Here is a 20,102-nt window from a genome sequence, read left to right as displayed (position 1 = left end):
ATGAGCGAGACTGCCCGCGCCACCCCGCTTGAAGGACAATGCCTGTGCGGCGCGGTCACGCTGCGCGCCACCCCGGCCGAACCGCACCTCGACGCCTGCCACTGCACCATGTGCCGGACCTGGGGCGGCGGGCCTTTCATCGCCCTGCCCGCCGGAAGGGAGCTGGAGATCGGGGGAGCGGAGCATGTCACCCGCTATGCCTCGTCTGAATGGGCGGAGCGCGGCTTCTGCCGCCGCTGCGGCACCCATCTGTTCTATTTCTACAAGCCCGCGGGCAGCTATGCCTGCCTCGCCGGGTTCTTTCCCGGCGCGGACGGCTTCACGCTGACCAGCGAAATCTTCGTGGACCAGCAGCCACCCTATTACCATTTCACCGAAGCGACCACCCGCAAGACCGGCGCGGAAGTGATCGCGGAGATGACGCAGGGGGAGTGACGGGCGGCGGGGAACGTCCATCATCCTTCGCCCTGCCCCGTCATTTCCGCCCCGCTCGCCATCCCGGCCGGTTGACGCAGAACGCCGGAAATGTGCATTGCGATTTCGGCCTGCGCGCGCCGCTTGCGCGCGGTAAACGGCCGCACCATGGCGTAAAGCCAGCGCGCATCGAGTGTGACCTTTCGCAAGGGGCGCTTCTCCCAGAGTCGTCCTGCTGGGAAAAGAGCGACGGGCGAGGGCGCGGATGTTCTGCGTCGCATCCCTCGGGATAAGCCAGATTTGCGCGATGTAGGAAAATCCTTCTCGCCCCCCTTCGATCACACTGAACGAGATTTCTGTCTTGCTATTGCAATCTATTAGCAATTATATGCCGTCCTGTGCCCTGCCGGCTCTTGACGAACGGAAGCGAACATGTCGCGCGATCTGATGAAGACGCTCAGTTACCTGACCATCCACCTGGCGGTGGGGTTCAGCGTTGCCTACGTCCTGACCGGCTCCCTCGTGCTGGCGGGGGGCATCGCGCTGATCGAACCCTGCATCAACGCAATGGCGTTCTATTTCCACGAAAAGGCCTGGAAACGGGTGGAGCAGCGGGGAAAAGCATCCCCGCCGGGGAATGACGGCTTCGACCAGCATATGCTCAGCGCGGCCTAGGACCGGGAACTCTCGCGGCAGCCGCGCCGGAAGGCTGGCTCACATCTTCTCGCCCGGCAGGCGGCTGGCCTGCTCCACCCAATCGGCAAGCTGCGCCTCGTCCAGCTCGCCTTCGCGAATGTCGAGGTAGCGCACTTCCGGATGCTTCGACTTGCCGGCCGGCACGGGGTCGAGCGAGGTGCCCCGAAAGAAGCTGACCTTCACATATTTCGTGAAGCAGTGATAGCTGAGGAACCATGTGCCGGGCGGCCCATCCGGCGCGCCATAGAAAGGCGAGTTCCACTTCACCGCCTTGCGCACGCCGGGCACCCGCTCCGTCACGATCGCATCGACCCGGCGGCAGATGTCCTGCTTCCAGCCCGGCACCGCGGCGATATAGGCCTGCACCGGCCCATCACCCTCGCCCTTGGGGATCTGGGGATTGCCGCCCGAGAGGAGAAGAACGGGCTCGTCCTTCGCCATGCTTCCCTAACGTCCCGCCAGCCTGCGCCGGTTGGCCCGCACATGCTTGCGGTAATGGGCGAGCGTGCCTTTGGCGATGGCTTCAGGGCTGCTTCCCAGCCGCCCGCCCGCAAGGGCAAGGGTGAACGCCAGGTTGGCGGCCGATTTCTCCGCGACCATCCGTTGCGTTTCGCGCCATGCGGCGGTCCCGCCCCGGGCCAGCTTCATCCCGCGCAGGGTCATGACCATGGATGCCTCCGCCCCCAGCAGCCAGGCGTCCATGCCGATCGCCAGCCAGGCCTTGTCCGATGGCCGCATCACGCTTTCCGATTCCGGCCCGACCGCGCGATTACTCGCTGCCGGAAGGGGAAATTTCCGCTTTCGCTGTCATCCGCGCCGCTGTTCATGGTGTCGCCCTCGTCCTGGCTGGCCCGGTCTGAATATCCGGAAATACCCAACATTGCGAGCGCGTTTCCATGCTCACGCCGGCGGCAAGGGAATGCTGCGTTCGGCAAACTGCGCGCTGGCAAAAATCCGTTCGCCCTGCCATGGCCCTCCCGGACAGGAGCAAACGACATGAGCAGTGACGAAGACTATGTTTATGACGAGGAGAGCGGCGAGTGGCTGCCTGCTTCGGAGCTTGCGGCCAAGCGTGTCGCCGAAAGCACCGTCGAGGTGCGCGATGCGGTGGGCAATCTGCTGGCCGACGGCGACCAGGTGACGCTTATCAAGGACCTTGAGGTCAAAGGCGCGGGCCGGACCCTGAAGCAGGGCACGCTGATCAAGTCGATCCGCCTGACCGGCGATGCGCAGGAAATCGACTGCAAGTTCGAAGGCATCAAGGGCCTGGTGCTGCGCGCGGAATTCGTGCGGAAGCGCTGAGCGCCTTTCTGTTCGGGGTCGCGCCTTATAGGCCGCCGCCCCTTACTTCCCGATCAGCACGTCGCTCGCCTTCACCAGAACCGTCACCGTATCGCCCACCTCCAGCCCGAGGTCCGCGATGGCTTCCTCGGTTATGCTGGAAGTGATGATGTTGCCGCCACCGATGTCGACCTTCACCGTTCCGTTCACCGCGCCGGGCGTGATCGCGGTGATCGTGCCGGAAAGCTGGTTGCGCGCGCTGATCTTCATTACGGTTCTCCTTTCGATCCTCCGGCAAGCCCCGGCCGCAAGGCGGAAACGCGCACCCAGCGACGTGGTTTCCGCACCGGCTCGCCGATCATGGGTCTTATCGAGGCGCCTCAAACCAGCGCGGCCATCCCGTCCCACAGCAGCTTGGCGCCCAGCAGCACCATGAGGAGATACATCAAGCCATAGAAGCGCGCCGCATCTATCCTGCGCACGAGCCACACCCCCGCCAGCGTGCTGGCGATCGCCACGGGGATCAGCATGGCCGAAATGGTCAGGTTCTCGCGCGTGAACTCACCCAGCGCGATATAGGCGGGCACCTTCACCCAGTTGAGGATGGCAAAGGTCACCGAACTGGTGCCGACATAGAACAGATGCGGCAGGCGGCGCGGCCCGACCCAGATCTGGAATGGCGGCGCGCCCGCATGGGCGACCTGGCTGGTGAAGCCCATCGCCACTCCGAACAGCGAGCCTACCCAGCCCGGTGAGTTCGTCGCCGCGACGATCCGGCCGCCGCGCTCCACCCACAACCGCCACAGCCCGAAGATCAGGGTGATCCCGCCCAGCACCGTCAGCACCGCGCTGACCGGCAGCACTTCCGCGAAGGCCCAGCCGAGCACGACGCCGATCACCGCGCCCGGCATCATCCAGCCCACGATCCAGCGATCCCAGGCGTGACGGAAGCTCCAGACGCTGACGACATCCTGCACGATCAGGATCGGCAGCAGGATGCCAGCCGCCGCCACCGGCGAGATCACCAGCGCGAGAATCGGAGTGCCCAGCGTGCCGAGCCCGGCAAAACCGCCTTTCGCCAGCCCGATGAGCGAGACGGCGATCACCGCCGCGAGGATGAACCAGGGATCGTTCAGCATGGGCGGCGATCAGCAGGCCTGCGCCGGGCTTGAACGCCACGGCACGCCATCGCGAGGAAGTTGAGTCATTTTCCGGTGCGAACGCGGTGGGATCAATCGTGCTCGCGTCCGCCCGCGCCGATATAAAGCTCGCGCCCGATCTCGTTATATTTCTCGCTCATCTGCTTCATCCCGGCTTCTACTTCCTCCGCCGCGATGAACCCGGTGCTTTCCTGGTTCTGCTTTGCCGCGAAATCCCGCACTTCCTGCGTGATCTTCATGCTGCAGAACTTCGGCCCGCACATCGAGCAAAAATGCGCGGTCTTGGCGCCTTCGGCGGGCAGCGTCTGGTCGTGGTATTGCTCCGCCGTATCCGGGTCCAGGCTGAGGTTGAACTGGTCGCGCCAGCGGAACTCGAACCGCGCCCTCGACAGCGCATCGTCGCGCACCTTGGCCGCCGGATGCCCCTTGGCGAGGTCCGCCGCATGGGCCGCCAGCTTGTAGGTGACCACGCCGACCTTCACGTCGTCGCGATCCGGCAGGCCGAGATGCTCCTTGGGCGTGACGTAGCAGAGCATCGCCGTGCCATACCAGCCGATCATCGCCGCGCCGATGCCGCTGGTGATGTGATCGTAGCCCGGCGCGATGTCGGTGGTCAGCGGCCCGAGCGTGTAGAACGGCGCTTCGCCGCAGGCTTCGAGCTGCTTGTCCATGTTCTGCTTGATCTTGTGCATCGGCACATGGCCCGGCCCCTCGATCATTACCTGCACGTCCTGCTCCCAGGCGCGCTTGGTCAGCTCGCCCAGCGTGTAAAGCTCGGCGAACTGGGCCTCGTCATTGGCGTCGGCGATGGAGCCGGGGCGCAACCCGTCGCCCAGCGAATAGGCGATGTCATAGGCCTTCATGATCTCGGTGATCTCGTCGAAATGCTCGTAGAGAAAGCTCTCCCGGTGATGGGCGAGGCACCACTTGGCCATGATGCTGCCGCCCCGGCTGACGATGCCGGTGACGCGCTTGGCGGTCATCGGGATATAGGGCAGGCGCACGCCCGCATGGATGGTGAAATAATCCACCCCCTGCTCGGCCTGCTCGATCAGCGTATCGCGGAAGATTTCCCAGGTCAGGTCCTCGGCGATGCCGCCGACCTTCTCCAGCGCCTGATAGATCGGCACGGTGCCGATCGGCACGGGGCTGTTGCGGATGATCCATTCGCGCGTGTCGTGGATGTTCCGGCCGGTGGACAGGTCCATCACCGTGTCGGCGCCCCAGCGGATCGACCAGACCATCTTGTCCACTTCCTGCGCCACGTCGGAGGCGACGGCGGAATTGCCGATATTGGCGTTGATCTTCACCAGGAAATTGCGGCCGATCGCCATCGGCTCGGACTCGGGATGGTTGACGTTGCTGGGAATGATCGCCCGGCCGCGCGCCACCTCGTCGCGGACGAACTCCGGCGTCACGTAATCGGGAATTTCCGCGCCCCAATCCTGCCCGTCGCGAGCATATTCCTTCAGCCGCTCGCGCCCCAGGTTCTCGCGCTCCGCCACATATTCCATCTCGGGCGTGACGATGCCGCGCTTGGCATAATGCATCTGGCTGATGTTCATGCCGGGCTTCGCGCGCAACGGACGCTTCACCACATGGGGGAACGGGGCAACCCCGCCGCTGCGGTCCGGCCCCTTAAGGCCGTTGTCCACCGGCTTCACGGCGCGCGCATCATAGGCTTCCACATCGCCCCGGGCGAGCTGCCACTCCCGCCGCAATTGCGGCAGGCCGGCCTGAATGTCGATCACCGCCTCGGGGTCGGTATAGGGGCCTGAGGTATCGTAGACGCGGATCGGCGGTTCGCCGCTGGAGGGTTCGAGATGGATTTCACGCATGGCCACGCGATGCCTGCCGACATGAATCTTGCGGCTGCCCCGGATCGGGCCGGTGGTGACGCCTATTTCGAGCTTGGAATTGATGTCGGCCATCTCGTCGGTCCTTCGTCTGGATAGTCTTTTAACGGTTGCGATGTGTCAGAAACGGGTCAGGGCGAGCGCGACCAGCGCCACCCCCACAATCATGGAAAACAGCGCCCATAGGCGGGAAAGCGGGCCGAACCTGCGCAGCCAGAAGGCGATGTAGAAATCCGAAAAGGCCAGTATGACCAGCGCTTCCAGCACCATCAGCCCGCCCAGCACGTTCAGGAAGCTGGAGAGCCAGTCGGCCGATTCCCAGGGATTGGCGAGGTAGATCACCGCGCCCAGAAACAGCTCGACCAGCGCGGTGATGAGCTGCAGCGATGGCGAGGCCACTATATCGCGCAGCACCTTGTCCCATTGGCCGGGATTGCGCAATTCGCCCACTCCGGCAAAAAACGCGAACAATCCCAGGAACATGCTTGTCCATGCCGGCACCAATGTCAGATCGGGCATCACCATCCTGCTCCTCTTGACCCGGACACGGAACGGAGACGGATGGCTTCTGTCGGCGCGGCCACCCTCCCTCCGCCCGTGCTAACGGGTTCAGGTTCAACGGGTCGTGGGACGCGACTCCCACCTCTCAGCCAATGCGCTGGCTCCCCGGGGTGGGGTCAGGATAGGGGCATTCGATCAGAATGTATAGGCAATGCCCGCACCCGCCATCCATTGGCCGCGATCGCCCCGGATCGAAGTGATCGGCGTCCTGGCGGCGCTGCCGCGCAGCTTGACGTAGCTCAGCACTCCGCCGATCGACCAGCCGCCGTTCCTCATGTTCCCATCGAGATCGTATCCGGCATAAAGCCGCCCGCTCCAGTTCTTCCAGCCGGACTTGCCCTGATACATGGGAAGACCGCTCGCCGCGCTGCCTTCCGCGTCGATGGTGTAGTAATAATCGGCGTATTTGTGGTTCACATGATCCATGCCGAAGGACACGCCGACCGCGGCCGCCTGCGATATGGGGGTGAAATAGCTGGCGCTGGTGGTGATGATCCGGCCGCCCTTGTTGCCGGAAAAGGTCCATCGCACGTCCGTCCCGAACGAGAGGGAATCCTTGCCCGTCAGCAGATCGCGAAAGGACACGTCGGCGCTGATCCCGGCTTCCCAGGTTTCATCCAGCCGGGGCAGCAGGCGCACGACAGGGTCCTTCACCTTGCCGCTGCGGTCCGCGCGATAGCGGACCACCGGGCCGAGGGAGAAGGCGACCTTCTCGCCCTTCCTGCTGGGAATGAGATCGGCGCCCAGGCCGATGCCGCTGGAATAGACGCCGATCCCGCCGATCCGCCCGCGAAACCCGGCGGCCGGCCTGGCCTCGTAATCGTCGGACCCTTCATAATCGGGCGCATAGATCGCCCCGGCTCCTATTATCAGGAAATCGCCGGAATAGGCGTTCTCCGCATCGGGAAAATCATTGTCTGCCGGTTCTGCCATGGCAATTGCCGGAAAGAGGCTGGCGAAGGCGGAAAGCGAAAACAGGGAAGATGCGCGCATAAGGGTTCAATATACCATGATAATCGTGTGACCATGCAAACGATCATGCTGCGACTGCGTTCCTGTGCGGGGAAAAAGCGGCATTACAATCATCGTCACATTCGGGCATCGTCGCATTCGGGAAAATCGGTGCTCCCTGTTGTGCAAGACGGATCGGCGGCTATGCTTCCTCAAAAGCGAGAATATCGAGAGGGGCATTGATCGTGAATCGTCTGCTGTTGCTTGGCGCCTTGCTCGCGTCCACCCCCGCGTCCGCCATGGCGCGCCCGATGACGCCGGAGGACGTGGCAAGGATCGAAGCAGTCGGGCAGATCGCCATTTCGCCCGATGGACAGGCGGTGGCCTACACCACGGCAAGGCTGCCCGACATCACCCGCCGCCAGGACGATGGCCGCGCACGGCAGCAGCTCAAGCTGGCCTGGGGCGCGGACCATGGCCGCGATTACCTGCCCGCGGACATGAATGTCTCGGCGGTGCGTTTCTCGCCCGACGGAAAGACCATCTCCTTCATCTGGCAGCACAAGGACGGCAAGGAAGCGGTCTGGGGCATTCCCGTGGATGGGGGCGGCCACCGCAAGCTGGCCGAAATCGCGGATGCCAATGTGCTCGACTATCGCTGGGCGCCCAATGGAACGGTGATTTACCTGCTGGCCGAAGCGGAAACCGCCGTCACGCGCGAAAACGAGAAGAAGGCGGGGTTCAACGCCATCGTGGTGGGGGAGGAGCCGCGCTTCAACCGCCTGTTCGCCGCGCAGGCGGGCAAGAAGCCGGATACGCAGCCCCGGCCGATCGCCCTGCCCGGCCAGGTAAGCCTGTTCGAGATTTCGCCTGACGGCCGCGAAGCGATCGTGCAGAGCGCGCCAACCCCCAGCGTCGATGACAGCTACACGAGCAAGCGCGTGCAATTCGTCGATCTCACCACCGGCAAGGTCCGCCGCGTGGTGGAAACCACCGGCAAGATCGACGACATGGAGATAGCGCCGGACGGGCGGACGCTGTCGCTGATCGCGGCAACCGACGAGAACGACCCCGCCCCCACCACGCTCTATCTGGTGGACAGCGCGACCGGCGCGCTCCGCCCGCTGAACCAGGGCGCGGCGGAAGCGGCGGTGGATGCCGAGTATCTGGCGGATGGAAGGCTGGCGGCAGTGGTCCACAAGGGCGCGCGCAGCGTCCTGCGCTTCTACGATGCCGCCGGACGGGCCGTGCAGGAAATCGATACGGGCGATCTGGTCGCGACCCGGCTGAAAAGCGCCGGCGGCAGGCTGGCGGTCCGGGCGAGTTCCGCCAGCCACCCGGCCGAACTGTTCGTGCTGGAAGAACAGGCCCAGGGACAAGCGCAAGGACAAGCCCTGCGCCGCTGGACCAGCCACAACCCATGGCTGGCGCAAGTGGAGCTGGGCCGGCAACGCACGATGACCTACACCGCCCGCGACGGCCAGCGGATCGAGGGCATCCTGATCGAGCCGGTCGGCGGGCTGAAACGGGGCGGAGCGCCGACCATCCTCGACGTCCATGGCGGGCCGGAAGCCCATGAATCGAATGGCTGGATCACCGATTATTCCTCTCCGGGGCAGGTTGCCGCGGGGCGCGGCTATGCCGTGTTCCTGCCCAATTATCGCGGCTCCACGGCCTATGGCACGGAGTTTTCCAAGCAGCATCAGGGCGATTACGCGGGCAAGGAATTCAACGACCTGCTGGACGCCAGGAAGGCGCTGGTCGAACAGGGCATCGCCGACCCGGCCAGAGTGGGGATCACGGGCGGTTCCTATGGCGGCTATGCGGCGGCCTGGGCCGCCACCGCGCTGTCGGAAAACTTCGCCGCCGCGGTCATGTTCGTCGGGGTTTCCAACCTCATCTCCAAATTGGGCACGACCGAGATCCCGAGGGAGATGTATCTGGTCCATTCCCGCAAATGGCCGTGGGAAGACTGGCAGGCCATGCTGGAACGCTCGCCCATCTATCATGCCGGCAAGGCCAGGACGCCGCTGCTCATCCTCCACGGGCGGGACGATAGCCGGGTCGATCCCGGCCAGAGCCTGGAGCTGTATCAGGCGATCAGGCTGCGCACGGCCACGCCGGTGCGGCTGGTGCTCTATCCCGGCGAAGGGCACGGCAATCGCCGGGCGGCGGCGCGATACGATTACAATCTCCGGATGATGGAATGGTTCGACCGCTATCTCAGCGGAACAGGCGCGAAAGACGGCAACGCGCTGCCCCCGCCCCGCCCGGAGCTGCGCCTGCAGGACTGATCGGGCCTGACGCGCCGGCGCGGATGCCGGGCACGCAGCCCGGCCACCCGCCAGTTACATTCTCCTAATGCGCCAGAAGCAGCGGCAGGGGGGAATCGATCAGCATTTCCCTGGTCGCGCCCCCCAGCAGGCTTTCGCGCAGGCGGGAATGGCCATAGGCCCCCATCACCACATAGGCCGCGCCATGATCCTTGGCGGCCTCGCGCAGAATGGTGGAAACCAGCCTGCCCGCGCCCTCGATCTCGACGATCTCGCATTCCAGCTGATGGCGCGCGAGAAACGTCGCGGCATCGGCGGGCGGCAATTCATAGCCATTGTCTTCCGGCACGGTCGCCAGCACCATCTTGCTCGACAGCCGCAGCAGCGGAAGCGCGGAGCGCAAGGCCTGACATGATTCCGGCGATCCGTTCCACGCCACCAGCGCCGGACCGCTGCAATCGAAGCCCTGCAACCCATTGGGCACCGCCAGCACCGGAACGCGCGAGCGCACCACCACATCGGCGGCAATCGGCGGCATTTCGAACCGGGAGCGCCAGTCGGATGCCGGAACGCTGACGACCAGCAGCTCGGACAGCCAGCTATGGTTGACCATCACCGAAACCGCGTGGCCGGGATGGGCCTGCCAATCCCATTCTATGCCGTCCGCCCGCAGGCGGCTCTCCATCTGCGCCCGCTCCTTGTTTTCGATTTCCCGGACATGCTCCAGCGCCTGCTCGGCAAAGATCGCGGCGCCATAGGGGTCGACGGGAAGGTAGGACATCATCGACGCGATCGGCTGAAGGCAGGTCAGATGCCCGCCCACGCTCCGCACGACATCCACCGCCGCCCGATAACGCGCCTCCTGGCCGTCGTCAGCGCCCATATAAACCAGAACCGATTTCATGCTTCACCTCCTTGGGCCGGTCATCCCGTTCCCTGCCACTGCCTGATGGCCTCCACCGGCCATACGAGCATCAGCACGTTGAGAGTGAGATTGTCTCTGATCACGATCAAAGTGAACGTTTCAAAAGCAATCGCCGCCATCACGCTGGCCCATGCGGGCAACCGCCCGGCGGCGAGGAAACCTACCACCATCCAGCCGAGATCGGCCATGGAATTGACGATGCTGTCACCGGCATAGCCCCAGCTGACCGTGACTTCGCGGTAGCGCTGGATGATGATCGGGGAATTCTCCAGGATTTCCCAGAACCCTTCGAAGGCGACCGCGATAGGCAGCGCCCAGCGAGCCGGACGCCCCCCGAACAATTTCCACCTTTCCCACAGCAGCCAGGCGCCGAAATAGAACAGCAGGCCATGGATGACATGGCTGAAGCTGTACCAATCGGCGATATGCTGGCTGTTCTCGCTGGATTGCACCACGCCGTGCCACAGCTTCACCGTGCCGCAGGCGCAGATCGGCGGACGGCCCATCCCCAGCAGAATCATGAGGATCGCCAGCAGAAAAACCAACGTCAGCAACCATGCGCGGCGATCGGGAAGCAAGAGGGGCTGCATCCTTCGGTTGTGCCGTCTCGCCGGGCATGTCGCAAGCGGTTGCGCAGGGCGCACCATCGGCTTACTCACCTGCCAATGACAGGTCGCAAATACGACATCGCCATAGTCGGCGGCGGGCTTTCAGGCGGGCTGATCGCCCTGGCGCTGAAGCAACGCCGGCCCGGCCTTGCGCTTTGCCTGTTGGAAAGCGGCGAAACGATCGGCGGCGCCCATCGCTGGAGCTGGTTCGACACCGATCTGCCGGAAGGCGGGGAACGGCTGCTGGCCCCGTTCCGCAAGACCGCGTGGGACAATGGCTACGATGTGCGCTTCCCGAACCATGCGCGCCACCTGCCGACGCCATACCGCTCGCTCTCCTCGGACGATTTCGCGGCGGCGCTGGACCGGGAATTGCCGGAGGGCGCGGTTCGCCTGAAGGCATCCGCTTCGGCGCTGGATGCTCGCGGCGTCACCCTTGCCGATGGAGAGCGGATCGAGGCCGGGGCGGTGATCGATTGCCGGGGCTTCGCCCCCACCCCCCATCTGACCGGCGGCTGGCAATTGTTCCTGGGGCATCATCTGCGCATGTCCGCGCCGCATGGGGTGGAACGGCCGGTAATCATGGATGCCGATGTCGCGCAGCACGGGGCCTATCGCTTCGTCTATGTGCTGCCGCTGGGCGCAAACGACCTGTTCGTCGAGGATACCTATTACACCGACAGCCCCTTGCTGGATCGCGGAGCGCTGTCCGGCCGGATCGGCCGCTATTGCGCCCGGCATGGCTGGGAAGGCCGGATCATCGCCTCCGAAAGCGGGGTGCTGCCGGTCATCACCGGCGGCGATTTCTCCGCCTTCCAGGCCGCATTGCGGATAGAAGGCGTGGCCCGGGCCGGGGCGCGGGGCGGCTTCATGCACCCGCTGACCAGCTATACCCTGCCCCATGCCGTGGCGGCCGCGCTGGCGGTGGCGGAGAACGCCGCGCTGCCCGGCCCCCAGCTTGCCGCCCTGCTCGAGGCGCGGGCGCGGGACCACTGGCGCGGGACCGGGTTCTACCGCAAGCTCGGGCAGATGCTGTTCGGCGCTGCCCGGCCGGAGGAACGCTGGCGCATCCTCGAGCGGTTCCATCGCTTGCCCGATGATCTGATCGAACGCTTCTACGCCGCCCGCTCCACCTGCGCCGACCGTTTCCGCATTCTGTGCGGCAAGCCTCCCGTTCCGCTGGGGCGGGCCGCGGCCTCGCTCCTGCGCGCCGGAGCGCCGCTCGCGCAAAGGGCTGTCGCGTGACTTCCAGCGCGAAACGCGCCTGCGTGATCGGGGCAGGCTTCGGCGGGCTGGCGCTGGCCATCCGCCTGCAGGCCGCCGGGATCGCCACCACGCTGGTGGAAGCGCGCGACAAGCCGGGCGGCCGCGCCTATTACTGGGAGAAGGAAGGCTTCACCTTCGATGCCGGTCCGACCGTAATCACCGACCCCGCCTGTCTGGACGAATTGTGGCGCCTGACCGGCCACGATATGTCGCTGGACCTGGAACTGATGCGGGTGATGCCGTTCTACCGGCTCAACTGGCCGGACGGCGTCAATTTCGACTATTCCAACGACGATGAAACCCTGCGCCGGGAAATCGCCCGCATCGCACCCGGCGACATTGGCGGCTACGAGGATTTCCTGCGCTATTCGACCCATGTCTATCAGCAGGGCTATCTCAGGCTGGGCGCGGTCCCGTTCCTCGATTTCAGGAGCATGGTGAAGGCGGCGCCTTCCCTGGCCCGCTATCAGGCCTGGCGTTCGGTCTATTCGATCGTCTCACGCTACGTGAAATCCGAAAAGCTGCGCCAGGCGCTGTCCTTCCACACCCTGCTGGTCGGCGGCAATCCGATGACCGCCAGCGGCATCTACGCCCTGATCCACAAGCTGGAGCGCGAGGGCGGCGTATGGTGGGCGCGCGGCGGAACCAACCGGCTGGTGGCGGCGATGGTCCGCCATTTCGAGCGGCTGGGCGGCACCGTGCGATTGGGCGATCCGGTAACGCAGGTCCACACGCTCGGCACCCGGGCGACCGAAGTGGAAACCAGCAGCGGCTGGAAGGAGCGGTTCGACGCGGTCGCCAGCAATGCCGACATCATGCATTCCTATCGCGATCTTCTGGCGGGGAGCCAGCGCGGGGCGACCTATGCGAAGAAACTGGCCCGCCAGCGCTTCTCGCCCAGCCTGTTCGTGGTCCATTTCGGCGTCGAGGGGAGCTGGCCGGGCATTCCCCATCACATGATCCTGTTCGGCCCGCGCTACAAAGGCCTGTTGCAGGACATCTACGAGCATGGCGTGCTGCCGCGCGATTTCTCGATTTATCTGCACCACCCGACCGTGACCGATCCTTCCATGGCGCCCGCCGGAAAAAGCACCTTCTACGCGCTGGTGCCGGTCGCCCACATGGGCAAGCTGACGGTGGACTGGGAACAGATCGGACCGCTGCTGGAAAAACGCATCCTGGATGAAGTCGGCCGCAGGCTGATCCCCGACATCCACGACCGCATCGTCACCAAGTTCCACTATGCGCCGCGCGATTTCGCGCTGGATCTCAACGCCTATCTGGGCAGCGCCTTCAGCCTGGAACCGGTGTTGAGCCAGAGCGCCTGGTTCCGCGCGCATAATCGCGACGACACTATCTCCAATTTCTACCTCGTCGGCGCGGGCACCCATCCCGGCGCGGGCATTCCCGGCGTGGTGGGCAGCGCCAAGGCCACGGCTGGGCTGATGATCGAGGACCTGGCCCGATGAAGCGCCTGGCCGTCTATTGCGGCTCGGCCACCCCCGAGGACCCGCGCTATATGGCGCTGGCCGCCGAGGTGGGGGCCGCCCTCGCGCAGCGCGGCATCGGCGTGGTCTATGGCGGCGGCAGGCTGGGGTTGATGGGTGCGCTTGCCAAGGCCGCGCTCGATGCCGGGGGCGAAGTGATCGGGGTGATCCCGAAAGCGATGGTCAGCCGGGAAATCGCGAATTACGACTGCACCGAACTGATCGTGGTGCGCACCATGCATGAACGCAAGGCCCGCTTCACGGATATGTCCGACGGGTTCCTGACCCTGCCCGGCGGCGTCGGCACGATGGACGAGCTGTGGGAAGCGGCAAGCTGGGCGCAGCTGGGCTATCACGCAAAGCCCGTTGGCCTGCTCAACGCCTTCGGCTTTTTCGACGGCCTGATCGCGTTCATCCATCACATGGTCCAGGTCGGCTTCATCCGCCCGGCCCACGCGGGGATCGTCATGGCGGAAGGCGAACTGGATCTGCTGCTTACGCGGATGGATGCCCATGAGCAGCATACGCCGATCTTCCGGATGAAGCCGGAGGGTTTGTGAACCCGGCAACGTCCCGGGAGGATCGCCCCGCTCTCGTCCGCCATGCCCGCCAATCGATCATGCGCGGCTCCAGGAGCTTCACCGTGGCGAGCCGCCTGTTCGACCGGGAAACGCGGGAACGGGCCTGGCTGCTCTATGCCTGGTGCCGCCGCTGCGACGACCTAGCCGACGATCAGGACCATGGCCATGCGCTGGGCGCGCAGGCAGGGGCCGAAGATCGCCTCGCAATCATTCGGCAACTCACAACGCGCGCATTCGCCGCTGAGGAAACCGACGATCCGGCTTTCGACGCGCTGGGCGTGGTGGCGCTGGAAACCGGCCTCACCATGCGGATGGCAGACGATGTGATTGCCGGCTTCGCGCTGGATGCCGCCGGTTGGCGCCCGCGCAGCGAGGCCGATCTGATGCGCTATTGCTACCATGTGGCCGGGGCGGTCGGGGTGATGATGGCCGTGGTCATGGGGGTCGATCCGCAGGATGGCGACACGCTGGATCGCGCCTGCGATCTGGGGCTTGCCTTCCAGCTCGCCAATATCGCCCGGGACATTGGCGAGGATGCGGCAGCCGGGCGGTGCTACCTGCCGGCGGAATGGCTGGAACAGGCCGGGATTCCCGCCGGGCGGCATATGCAACCCGCGTTCCGTCCGGCGCTCGTTCCGCTGGCTGCGCGGCTGGCCGGATTGGCGCGGGAACATGAACGGGCTGCGCGGATCGGGGCGGCCCGCCTTCGGTTCCGCCAGCGCTGGGCCGTGCTGTCAGCCGCCGGGATCTACGGCGCGATCGCCCGCAAGGTCGGCGCTGCCGGTGCGGATGCCTGGAACACGCGCCAGGCGACCGGCCGGATCGAGAAGCTGGGGCATGTGGCGGAAGCCTTCCGGCAGGCTCTCGCCCGCCCGAGGGGGCTGGAACGCCTGCCGCGCTGGAACCGGCGCGAACTGGCAAGGCTGGCGGCTCAGGCCCCCATATAGGCGGCCACCGCCGCACGCTCGGCCACGGTCATATGCAGGCCCAGCTTGCTGCGCCGCCACAGCGCATCTTCCGCCGTGACCGCCCATTCCTCCGCCCGGAGATAGGCGATTTCCGCTTCGCTCAATCCCGCCCCGAACTGCCGCCCCAGAGCATCCCGACTGCGCGCCTGGCCGAGCCACCGCCCGGCGCGCGTGCCATAGGCCCTTGCGATCCGCACGGCATCGCGTTCATCCAGAAATTCATATTCGGCGCGGAGCGTTTCGATCAGATCGGCTTGCGCATCGACCGGGAAATCGCCACCGGGCAGCGGCTTTTCCGCCGTCCATGCCGGGCCGCCCAGCCCATCCAGGCGGCCGGAGAGCATATTGACGGCGGCTTCCGAGACATGCCGATAGCTGGTGATCTTGCCACCCCATATCCCCAGCAGCGGCGCCCCTTCCCCCGGCTCCGACAAGGACAGACGATAGCCGCGCGTCGCGGCTTCGGGCCTGCCCGATCCATCGTCGATCAGCGCGCGCACCCCGGCATAGGTCCACACCACATCGGCTGGAACGACCGGCTTTGCGAAATAGCGACTCGCGGCCTCGCAAAGATAGGCCACCTCGTCATCAGCCGCCGCGACATGATCCAGCGCCCCCGCGTGATCGCGGTCGGTCGTGCCGATCAGCGTGAAATCCCGCTCGAAGGGGATGGCGAAGCAGATCCGCGTATCGGGCAGCTGGAAGATATAGGCGTAATCGTGATCGAACAGCCGCCGCGTGACGATGTGCGAACCGCGCACGCGCCGCACATGCCAGGCCGGCCTCTCCCCCGCCACCGTGGCGACCTCGTCCGCGCCCGGACCGCCCGCATTGACCAGCGCCCGGCCATGGAACGCCCCGGACGGGGTTTCGACCCGCCACACCGCCCCTTCGCGCCGCGCCGACAGCATCGGCGTATAGGTGCGGATTTCCGCGCCTTTTTCCGCCGCATCCTTCGCGTTCAGCACGACCAGCCGGGCATCGTCGACCCAGCCGTCCGAATATTCGAAACCATGGCGCAAACCGGGGCCGAGCGGCGCGCCCGCCGGGTGATCGGCCAGCGCGATCCCCCGCGCGCCCGGCAGAGCGGAACGCCCGCCGATACGGTCATACAGGAACAGGCCCGCCCGCAGCATCCAGCGCGGCCGCAGGCCCGGCGTATGCGGCAGGACGAAGCGCATCGGGCGGATGATATGCGGCGCAATCCGCCACAATATCTCGCGCTCCCGCAAGGCTTCGCGCACCAGGGCGAACTCGCGATATTCGAGATAGCGCAGCCCGCCATGAACCAGCTTGGTGGAAGCGGAGGAGGTGCCGGAAGCGAGATCGCGCGCTTCCAGCAGCAGGACTTTCGCCCCCCGCCCCGCCGCATCGCGGGCCACCCCCGCGCCATTGACCCCGCCGCCCACGACGATGAGGTCGAATGGCGCGCTCACGGCTGTTCGACCGTTGGCGGCAGGTTGAGCCTGCGGAACAGGCGGCCCCGTTCGGTGAACAGGACCAGCGCCAGACAAAGCAAGCCGATGACCAGCAGCGATATGGCCATGGGGAGAGAGGTTCCGTCATAGGCCTGGCCGATTATCACACCGCCGATCCCCGCTCCGAACATCCGCACGAAGGCCTGGACCGAGGAGGCCGCGCCCGCCGTGGCGGCGAAGGGCTGCATCGCGATCGAGCCGAAATTGGCCGTCAGGAAGCCGATGATCGCCATGTTCGCGGCCATCAGCGGGAAGAACCACGCCAGGCTCTGCCAGGAACCCATGGCGAACCAGATCTGCGCCAGGCTGAGGCCGATGAAGACGAACAGCCCAGTATGGGACACCCGGCGCGCGCCGAACCGTTCGACGATCCGCGCATTGGTGAGGCTGGATATGGCCATCGTCCCGGCCATCGCCCCGAAGATGAGCGGAAACGCCTCGCCCGCCCCGAAATGCTCGGCCACGAGCTGCTGGGACTGGTTGACATAGCCGAAGATGCCCGAGGTGACCAAGGCCGCGCCGAACACGTAGCCCACCGCCGAACGGCGCGTGATCGCGTCGGCCATATGCGACAGCAGCGGCCGGAGCTGGATCTTCTGGCGATATTCCGGGTGCAGCGTTTCCGGCATCCGCATGAAGAACCAGCTTGCGTTGATCGTGGCGATCACCGCCAGCAGCACGAAGATCCAGCGCCAGCCGGCAATCAGCAATATGCCCTGCCCGATCGTCGGCGCGACGATCGGCACGGTGATGAACACCGCGAAGATCAGCGACATCAGGCGGGCCATGCGGTCCCCCTCATATTCGTCGCGGATGATCGCGGTCGGCACCACGATGATCCCGGAGGTCAGCAGGCCCTGCAGGGCGCGCAGCACCAGAAGCTGGGTGAAGTCGACCGCCAGCGCGCAGCCCAGCGCCAGCGCGGCATAGCTCCCCAGCGCGAACAAGGCGACAGAGCGCCGCCCGAAGCGATCCGCCAGGATACCGGGAAAAAGGCAGCCCAGCCCGCTGAACACGACGAAAATTCCCACCACCAGCTGGCGCCTGTTCTCGTCGGAAACCCCCAGATCCTGCGCGATCATCGGCAAGGCAGGCAGCATGGCGTCGATCGCCAGCGCCTGCAAAGCCATGAGCATGGCCATGAGGATTACCAGTTCGCGTTTCGAGATTTTACGTTCGCGGGCAGATGTGGCCGGTGTAATTGCCATTTCGTTCCCATGCCCATTCCGGGCTCGCTGTTCCAGCGCTAACTTGCTGTTCCTTGCCGGAACATGGGCTAATATCCTCGCATGGACGATCCGCGGTATCCAGCGAAGGAACCTGTCGAGCCGGATGCGCAGGGTTTGCGCAAGATCATCCATATCGACATGGACGCCTTCTATGCGAGCGTGGAGCAGCGCGACGATCCATCCTTGCGCGGCAAGCCCCTGGCGGTGGGCGGTTCCTCGGCGCGCGGCGTGGTGGCGGCCGCCAGCTACGAGGCGCGCAAGTTCGGCGTGCGCTCGGCCATGCCTTCCGCCCGGGCGGCGCGCCAGTGCCCGGACCTGATCTTCCGCAAGCCGCGCTTCGATGTCTATCGCGCCGTGTCGCAGCAGATCCGCGCGATCTTCGCGGACTATACGGATCTGATCGAGCCGCTGAGCCTCGACGAAGCCTATCTGGACGTCACGGCGGACCTGCGCGGGGTCGGTTCCGCGACCCGCATCGCCCAGCTCATCCGCCAGCGCATCCACGAGGAATTGCAGCTTACCGCCAGCGCGGGCGTGTCCTACAACAAGTTCCTCGCCAAGCTCGCCAGCGATCAGAACAAGCCGGACGGGCTGTGCGTGATCCGCCCCGGCGAAGGGGCCGCCTTCGTGCAGTCCCTGCCGGTGCGGCGTTTCCATGGGGTCGGGCCGCGCGGCGCCGAACGGATGGCGAAGCTCGGGATCGAAACCGGAGCGCAACTGGCCGCGCAGCCGATCGAGTTCCTTCGCGAGCATTTCGGAAGCTCCGCCGATTATCTCTATCGCGCGGCAAGGGGGATAGACCTGCGCCCGGTGCAAGCCAACCGGCCGCGCAAATCGGTCGGCGGGGAACGGACCTTCGCCCAGGATATTTGGAGCGGGCACGCCCTGCGCGAGACGCTCGACCAGATCGTGGAGATCGTGTGGGAACGGATCGAACGCACCGAAGCGCGGGGGCGCACGGTCACGCTCAAGCTGCGCTATTCCGATTTCAGCCTGGTCACGCGCGCCCGCTCGGTCGCCCAGGCGATTTCCGGCAAGGCCGAGTTCGCGACGATCGGCCATGCGCTGCTCGAGGAAATGCTTCCCCTGCCCCAGCCGATCCGCCTGATGGGGCTGACGCTTTCCTCGCTGGAGGGGCAAGCGGACGAATCCGCCCCGGCCCCACAGCCGGCCCAACTGCCGCTATTCTAGAGTAATTTCAAAGCAAGCAGAACGCTTGCTGACTCGGAAATCACGGAAAACAAATCAATTTCCAGCCCGAGACCGATACTCCTCCAGCCACAGCGCGGTGGCGACCGCCAACGGCTCCGGCAGCGCATCCAGCGCGAAGAAACGCGCCTCGACGATTTCACGGCCATCCGCCGCCGGTTCCCCCTTCGCCGTTCCGACGAACATCTCGACCCGGTTGCTGGCGCCATGCAGGTCGCGCGTCGCGGAGCCGAAGTGGACGAGATCATCCGCGCCGCAGCCGACCTCCTCCCGCAACTCGCGCCGGACCGCATCCACGGAATTTTCCCGCCTGCCGATCGCCCCGCCCGGCAAGGCCCAATGCTCCCGCCCATAGGAATGCCGCACAAGCAGCACCTGCCCTCGGGCATCGAACAGCATGATGCCGCAGCCCAGCACCTCCGGCCGGCGCCAGCGCCACCATATCCGGCGCAGGCGATGCGCCAGCCGCAGCCCGGCGCGATGGAGCGGCGCCGGCAGGAGCGCCAGGTTCATGTGAAGCACGTCACGGGCTGGCGCGCGGCAGCCAGCAATCTTGCAATCGGCAGGTCGTTCTCGCCGCGCATCGCCGCTTCAAACAGCGCCGCTTTCTCCCGCCCCCGGATCACGAACATGATCTCATCGCTCGCCAGCAGCGCCGGAATGGTCATGGTCAGGCGATCGAACGGCGCTTCCGGCGGCAGCGGATCGGGCGTGACGCGGCGAACCGGCCGGAGATCGTCGGCACGCGGATCGCAGCTGGGAAACAGGGAAGCGATGTGGCCGTCGGCTCCCATCCCCAGCCAAGCCAGCGCAAAATGCGGCGGCGCGGAATCCTCTGCAAGCGCCACCACCCGCGCCCCCGCCGGCTCGAGCGCGGCGCGAATCCTGCCGGTGTTGCTGGCCGGGTGATCTTCCGGAACGATCCGGTCATCCCCCGGCCATGCCTCCAGCCGATCCCACGGCAAGCCATGCCGGGCCAGCAGGCCCAGGATGGGAAAGGGCGTGGAACCGCCCGGCACCGTGAAGGCCACGCGCCCGGCGCGGCTGCGATCAAGCGCGTCCCCCAGCCGCCGCGCCAGGAAATCCGCCACGGCCGCGTCGTCCGCACCCCGGATGATCGCGGGAACGCCGATCATGATCCTGTCCGGAAAGGCGCAGC

At 65.8% G+C, this 20,102-nt stretch carries 23 protein-coding genes and 1 riboswitch; of the genes, 9 read left to right on the top strand and 14 right to left on the bottom strand.

Going from position 1 to position 20,102, the window contains the following annotated elements:
- Entirely contained in the window at positions 1-435 is a 435-nt protein-coding gene (locus U8326_RS02955) for a GFA family protein (protein WP_324742233.1), read from the top strand.
- A 20-nt stretch (positions 436-455) separates the two neighbouring features.
- Here the strand turns inward: U8326_RS02955 and U8326_RS02950 are convergent, their stop codons facing one another.
- On the bottom strand, positions 456-623 hold the full coding sequence (locus U8326_RS02950; protein ID WP_324742232.1) for a hypothetical protein: 168 nt from the start codon (positions 621-623) through the stop codon (positions 456-458).
- A gap of 223 nt (positions 624-846) precedes the next feature.
- Here U8326_RS02950 and U8326_RS02945 point away from each other — a divergent pair, with 223 nt between their 5' ends.
- Positions 847-1,089 (top strand): DUF2061 domain-containing protein, encoded by a 243-nt coding sequence (locus U8326_RS02945; protein ID WP_324742231.1) that lies wholly within the window; start codon positions 847-849, stop codon positions 1,087-1,089.
- A 39-nt stretch (positions 1,090-1,128) separates the two neighbouring features.
- On the opposite strand, the gene U8326_RS02940 is transcribed toward U8326_RS02945, so the two are convergent.
- Together U8326_RS02940 and U8326_RS02935 are read right to left on the bottom strand one after the other, a co-directional pair.
- Positions 1,129-1,551: a DUF1801 domain-containing protein gene (locus U8326_RS02940; protein ID WP_324742229.1), complete on the bottom strand. Its 423-nt coding sequence runs from the start codon at positions 1,549-1,551 to the stop codon at positions 1,129-1,131.
- A gap of 6 nt (positions 1,552-1,557) precedes the next feature.
- Positions 1,558-1,851: a hypothetical protein gene (locus U8326_RS02935; protein ID WP_416385502.1), complete on the bottom strand. Its 294-nt coding sequence runs from the start codon at positions 1,849-1,851 to the stop codon at positions 1,558-1,560.
- A gap of 255 nt (positions 1,852-2,106) precedes the next feature.
- Here U8326_RS02935 and U8326_RS02930 point away from each other — a divergent pair, with 255 nt between their 5' ends.
- Positions 2,107-2,412 (top strand): alkylphosphonate utilization protein, encoded by a 306-nt coding sequence (locus U8326_RS02930; RefSeq protein WP_324742228.1) that lies wholly within the window; start codon positions 2,107-2,109, stop codon positions 2,410-2,412.
- Positions 2,413-2,454: 42 nt separating this feature from the next.
- Here the strand turns inward: U8326_RS02930 and U8326_RS02925 are convergent, their stop codons facing one another.
- The 5 genes from U8326_RS02925 to U8326_RS02905 all read right to left on the bottom strand — a co-directional run bounded on the left by U8326_RS02925 (position 2,455) and on the right by U8326_RS02905 (position 6,901).
- Positions 2,455-2,661, bottom strand: coding sequence for a TOBE domain-containing protein (locus tag U8326_RS02925; protein WP_324742227.1), 207 nt, complete (start codon positions 2,659-2,661; stop codon positions 2,455-2,457).
- Positions 2,662-2,771: 110 nt separating this feature from the next.
- Positions 2,772-3,530 carry a sulfite exporter TauE/SafE family protein gene (locus U8326_RS02920; protein ID WP_324742226.1) on the bottom strand — a complete coding sequence of 253 codons (759 nt, stop codon included), beginning with the start codon at positions 3,528-3,530 and terminating at the stop codon, positions 2,772-2,774.
- 92 nt (positions 3,531-3,622) lie between these two features.
- A complete protein-coding gene (gene thiC / locus U8326_RS02915; RefSeq protein WP_324742225.1) occupies positions 3,623-5,482 on the bottom strand; it encodes a phosphomethylpyrimidine synthase ThiC in 1,860 nt (619 codons plus the stop codon).
- A gap of 45 nt (positions 5,483-5,527) precedes the next feature.
- Entirely contained in the window at positions 5,528-5,926 is a 399-nt protein-coding gene (locus U8326_RS02910) for a hypothetical protein (protein WP_324742224.1), read from the bottom strand.
- 50 nt (positions 5,927-5,976) lie between these two features.
- Positions 5,977-6,086: riboswitch (TPP riboswitch) on the bottom strand.
- Positions 6,087-6,103: 17 nt separating this feature from the next.
- Positions 6,104-6,901: a MipA/OmpV family protein gene (locus U8326_RS02905; protein WP_324742223.1), complete on the bottom strand. Its 798-nt coding sequence runs from the start codon at positions 6,899-6,901 to the stop codon at positions 6,104-6,106.
- Between the two features lie 263 nt (positions 6,902-7,164).
- Here U8326_RS02905 and U8326_RS02900 point away from each other — a divergent pair, with 263 nt between their 5' ends.
- The gene (locus U8326_RS02900; RefSeq protein ID WP_324742222.1) at positions 7,165-9,213 is read left to right on the top strand and encodes a S9 family peptidase; all 2,049 of its coding nucleotides are present in this window, start codon (positions 7,165-7,167) and stop codon (positions 9,211-9,213) included.
- A 64-nt stretch (positions 9,214-9,277) separates the two neighbouring features.
- Here the strand turns inward: U8326_RS02900 and U8326_RS02895 are convergent, their stop codons facing one another.
- Together U8326_RS02895 and U8326_RS02890 are read right to left on the bottom strand one after the other, a co-directional pair.
- Complete coding sequence (locus tag U8326_RS02895) at positions 9,278-10,096, bottom strand: universal stress protein (protein ID WP_324742221.1); 819 nt, start codon at positions 10,094-10,096, stop codon at positions 9,278-9,280.
- A gap of 20 nt (positions 10,097-10,116) precedes the next feature.
- Positions 10,117-10,707 carry a DUF2585 domain-containing protein gene (locus tag U8326_RS02890; RefSeq protein WP_324742220.1) on the bottom strand — a complete coding sequence of 197 codons (591 nt, stop codon included), beginning with the start codon at positions 10,705-10,707 and terminating at the stop codon, positions 10,117-10,119.
- 75 nt (positions 10,708-10,782) lie between these two features.
- Here U8326_RS02890 and crtY point away from each other — a divergent pair, with 75 nt between their 5' ends.
- The 4 genes from crtY to U8326_RS02870 are packed head-to-tail and all read left to right on the top strand — an operon-like array spanning position 10,783 to position 15,006.
- Positions 10,783-11,970, top strand: coding sequence for a lycopene beta-cyclase CrtY (crtY, locus tag U8326_RS02885; protein ID WP_324742219.1), 1,188 nt, complete (start codon positions 10,783-10,785; stop codon positions 11,968-11,970).
- On the top strand, positions 11,967-13,460 hold the full coding sequence (locus U8326_RS02880; RefSeq protein WP_324742218.1) for a phytoene desaturase: 1,494 nt from the start codon (positions 11,967-11,969) through the stop codon (positions 13,458-13,460). The genes crtY and U8326_RS02880 overlap by 4 nt, the downstream gene beginning before the upstream one ends.
- A complete protein-coding gene (locus tag U8326_RS02875; protein ID WP_324742217.1) occupies positions 13,457-14,038 on the top strand; it encodes a TIGR00730 family Rossman fold protein in 582 nt (193 codons plus the stop codon). The genes U8326_RS02880 and U8326_RS02875 overlap by 4 nt, the downstream gene beginning before the upstream one ends.
- A gap of 59 nt (positions 14,039-14,097) precedes the next feature.
- Positions 14,098-15,006 (top strand): phytoene/squalene synthase family protein, encoded by a 909-nt coding sequence (locus tag U8326_RS02870; RefSeq protein ID WP_324743677.1) that lies wholly within the window; start codon positions 14,098-14,100, stop codon positions 15,004-15,006.
- On the opposite strand, the gene U8326_RS02865 is transcribed toward U8326_RS02870, so the two are convergent.
- Positions 14,991-16,463: a glycerol-3-phosphate dehydrogenase gene (locus tag U8326_RS02865; protein ID WP_324742216.1), complete on the bottom strand. Its 1,473-nt coding sequence runs from the start codon at positions 16,461-16,463 to the stop codon at positions 14,991-14,993. The genes U8326_RS02870 and U8326_RS02865 overlap by 16 nt on opposite strands.
- Positions 16,460-17,713: a multidrug effflux MFS transporter gene (locus tag U8326_RS02860; protein WP_324742215.1), complete on the bottom strand. Its 1,254-nt coding sequence runs from the start codon at positions 17,711-17,713 to the stop codon at positions 16,460-16,462. Before U8326_RS02860 ends, U8326_RS02865 begins: the two co-directional genes overlap by 4 nt.
- Positions 17,714-17,794: 81 nt before the next feature.
- On the opposite strand from U8326_RS02860, the gene dinB reads away from it, so the two are divergent.
- Positions 17,795-18,925, top strand: a complete 1,131-nt coding sequence (dinB, locus tag U8326_RS02855; RefSeq protein WP_324742214.1) for a DNA polymerase IV — start codon at positions 17,795-17,797, stop codon at positions 18,923-18,925.
- A 54-nt stretch (positions 18,926-18,979) separates the two neighbouring features.
- Here dinB and U8326_RS02850 read toward each other — a convergent pair whose 3' ends face one another.
- Entirely contained in the window at positions 18,980-19,456 is a 477-nt protein-coding gene (locus U8326_RS02850) for an NUDIX domain-containing protein (protein WP_324742213.1), read from the bottom strand.
- Entirely contained in the window at positions 19,453-20,079 is a 627-nt protein-coding gene (locus U8326_RS02845; protein WP_324742212.1) for a 6-phosphogluconolactonase, read from the bottom strand. The genes U8326_RS02850 and U8326_RS02845 overlap by 4 nt, the downstream gene beginning before the upstream one ends.
- Between the last annotated feature and the right edge of the window lie 23 nt (positions 20,080-20,102).

The organism is Tsuneonella sp. CC-YZS046 (assembly GCF_035581365.1).
Taxonomy (GTDB): Bacteria; Pseudomonadota; Alphaproteobacteria; order Sphingomonadales; family Sphingomonadaceae; genus JAWKXU01.
This window is presented reverse-complemented; position numbering and strand designations above follow the sequence as displayed.